Raw genomic sequence first — 3,314 nt, 5'->3', positions numbered from 1 at the left:
TTCCCAGTATTATTACTATTAATACTATCCATAAAGGGTGTCTTTTTCCTTTATCTTTCCGAAAGTCCTTGACTTGTTTCAGTTTTTCTATTAAGCTCAACATATATTTGAAAAGTTGCGGGTCACTCCTCATTTTACAAAGACAGTGATCGCTTTTACTTTTGATATTCTGATGGGAGAATGAAACAGCCCTACGATGTCGGGGGGGTTGGGGGGGCCACACCCTGCCACCACCGAAAAGCTTTTTCAGCAAACCCTACTTATGGGTGCGAATTTCCAGAAATCAAAAAAAGGCTTTGGTGGGGGGGGGGCAGGTGTTGGGGAGATTTTTGCTGTGTTCAGGGAACAGTTATAAGTTATCGGGTAGAACCGGGGAACGAGATAATGCTCTAGAAGAATTGACTTTTTCAGGATTGCCTGAGCAATTTCAGCCAGATTTCCCGAAATATATTCCCCCAAAGCAGTGAGCCTGATTCCCCATTTTTTTAGGGAACGATTGTATGGGGTAACTTTCGTTCAGCCCGACAAGAGCCAAAAAATTGCCAGTAGAATTGCCAGGAGGCTCCCAAGAGGAGCTTGATTCCGATGGCTCAGGGCAGATTTGAACTGCCGACCTTGGGCTTATGAGTCCCCTGCTCTGACCAACTGAGCTACTAAGCCGTTGTTTACACAGTTATCAATCATAACACACAATCACCCAATTGCACAAGAGCAAAAAAGGGAAGATTTTTTCTTCCCTTTCTGGGCATCTTTAACGTCTGCCTGGCAGGAAAGCTATGGGATTAACTGCGCCCTGGCCGGAGGGGTGAACCTCGAAATGTAGGTGGGGGCCGGTGCTAAAACCGGTGCTACCCATCTGGGCGATTGGCTCGCCTTGCTGAACAGTTTGGCCGCGACGCACCAGCAGACGGCTGTTATGGGCATAGAGAGTGGTGCTACCATCGGGGTGACGCAGTTTCACCAGATTGCCATAACCGCCAGAATTCCAACCGGAGGCGATTACTTCACCGGCGGCCGCCGCCACAACCGGTGTACCCACTGGACCGGCGATATCGATGCCGCGATGAGGTCTGCCCCAGCGCCAACCGAAACCGGAGGTTAACACACCTCTGGTGGGCCAGATAAAGCCGGTAAAAATGGGGGTGGGATTAGGTAAATACTCATCGGGATTAGCGAGGGGAGGAAGGGAAGGTTCTACGGTTTCGCCGACGGGAATTCGTAGGCGGTCATTATATTCTTCCACATTGGTAGGAGCCGAACCGATAATCTGTGGGGGGGTGCTTTGGTTAGAACGAGAACGAAGGGCGGCCCATTGGGGATTAGGGGTTATTTGCCGATCATCGACGGTTTCTGCGGGATTATCGACGGGAATAGCGATACTTTTCTGGGTTTCCGAAAGGTTAGTTTCCCGCAGATTAGCCACCTCTTGGCGCAATCTTTCCCGATAGCTGCCGGTGATATTTTCGGGGAATTCTTCCGTCTCCGTGGTGGCGGTGGCGGCGGGCAAATTTTGTCGATTGCTGGGGTCAAAGGACAATCTCTGGCGATCGCCGAACAAGGGAGTAAGATTTTGATTAACTCTAGCGTTGGCAGAGCGGTCGGGAATCACTAGGGTTTGATTAACTTTAATCCGGTTGGGGTTGTCAATGCCGTTTTCCCTGGCTAATTCGGCGGGGGTGATGCCGAGAGCGCGAGCGATCGTGTTTAAGGTATCCCCTGGCCGAACCCGATAAACTTGGTTTTCTGGGGGAACTATGACCCGAGGATTGGGAACGGCGGGAATTTCAGTCACAGGAGCCGGATTTCGTAGGGCAACGCTGGGAATTTCCGGTCTGCTTGTCAAGGGAGGATTAACGGCAATTGTGGCTATCGGGTGATCGCTTTCAGGGGTGGGAACGGGAATCGGGATCACCTGGCTGGTTGGTCGGGGCGATTCTTCGGGAGCAATAACGGGAATCTCGACAGCGGTGGGCGAATTATCGGGAACGAGAGCGGTAGTTTCGGTGACGATTACTGTTTCCCCGGAATCGGACTGATGGGGGGTTTCCTCGGTCCGTAGGGCGGCCAAACTTTCTTGGAGACGTTGACGGGTTTGACGCAGACTAGCAGAGGAACTATCCAACTGCTCAGGAGTTGCTGCCGGGGCTGCCGGGGGCAACTGCTCAGGAGTGGGAATTTTTAAGGTTTGTCCGATAATCAGATCGGATTGGGGGGGGAGATTATTGCGGGTAGCGATCGCTGTAGGGGTGGTTTGATAGGTGTCGGCTAAACTCCACAGGGATTCTCCTGGTTTTACCTGATGCTCAACCACTGATGTGGCGATGAATTTGACGGTAGCAAGTGCTTGGGATTGGATTATTTGCGGTTCTTTTAGTTCTTTACCCGCACCTTTTGCTTTTTGGGACAGGTCAATTACTTCCCATTCTAAGGGTACAGAATTGGCGGCCTGGGCTGATTCTGAGGTGGAGTTGAGAATGCTAGGTACTCCCAGAGAGAGTGCTAATCCCAGCAGGGCAGCCGAGCAACGGACTCGGTTAGACTCAGCAGTGCAATTCTGTTCTGGGGTAGCGGATGTCATGGGGTTGTGGATAAAAGTCTCTTTCAAACAGACCTCCTGTGGTGTAAAGAGTTAGCTAGAGCCAGTCGATTAAGCCGATGATTCTAGCTTTCAGCATTAGCCTTGAGGCTAGAGTAGAAGTTAGGCAACTTTCTTTTTAGTCAAAATACCTAAAGGTGACTTTTAGGAGAGATTAACTTAGATTTTGAAATTATGCAAGTCTCCCTCTGACTATTAGCATCGGGATCACGGCAAGTTGGTGACATTTTGAATGTCCAGATTGACGATGCTCTATCTCAGTTGTTCCAAGCTGATCAGCATTTTTCGTCTTGCCAATTTTTGCCAGTTTTTTGATAGAAATTTTTTATCTGTTTTGCCGTTTAGAAAGAAATTATTAATCATTCGCTGCTCGAAAGGAGCAACGATGGCTATTCAAGGTCAATACCGGATAAATAGGGTTTGCCGAAAAAATTTTTTCTGGGGGCAGGGTGTGGGGTGTGAGGTGTCGGTCGTCCATAGCCAATTAGGTGACACTTCGTCTTGATCAGAAAAAGGCTGTCATACTAAATCCGTTGAGTATAGGCTACATATCAGGACAGGCAAAAGGCACTCATGCAAAAGGCAACCCCCCCGTTGGAGTAGGGTCGTTTCATTCTCGCAAATGTCATTCTCTCAAATCCTTATCTGGCAACGTTTTTAGTCGATTTCTCGGAAATACATAGCTGAAAATTTTTAAAAACGTCGTGCTTTGCTTACC

At 49.2% G+C, this 3,314-nt stretch carries 1 protein-coding gene and 1 tRNA gene; both read right to left on the bottom strand.

The window, feature by feature from the left end; all coding sequences use genetic code 11:
• Window positions 1–586: 586 nt before the first annotated feature.
• Window positions 587–660: transfer RNA gene (locus tag EWV68_RS15285), tRNA-Met, on the bottom strand.
• 91 nt (window positions 661–751) lie between these two features.
• Window positions 752–2,578, bottom strand: a complete 1,827-nt coding sequence (locus tag EWV68_RS15280) for a peptidoglycan DD-metalloendopeptidase family protein (RefSeq protein WP_287170300.1) — start codon at window positions 2,576–2,578, stop codon at window positions 752–754.
• Window positions 2,579–3,314 lie beyond the last annotated feature (736 nt).

Source organism: Microcystis sp. M_QC_C_20170808_M9Col (genome assembly GCF_007095495.1).
Classification (GTDB): domain Bacteria; phylum Cyanobacteriota; class Cyanobacteriia; order Cyanobacteriales; family Microcystaceae; genus Microcystis; species Microcystis aeruginosa.
Note: the sequence above shows the minus strand (reverse complement) of the source record. Positions and strands in the feature narration are given on the sequence as shown.

Bases quoted from the DNA above. Each gene is read 5' to 3' on its own strand.
- EWV68_RS15280 (WP_287170300.1), bottom strand. From the start codon at position 2,578: ATGACATCCGCTACCCCAGAACAGAATTGCACTGCTGAGTCTAACCGA.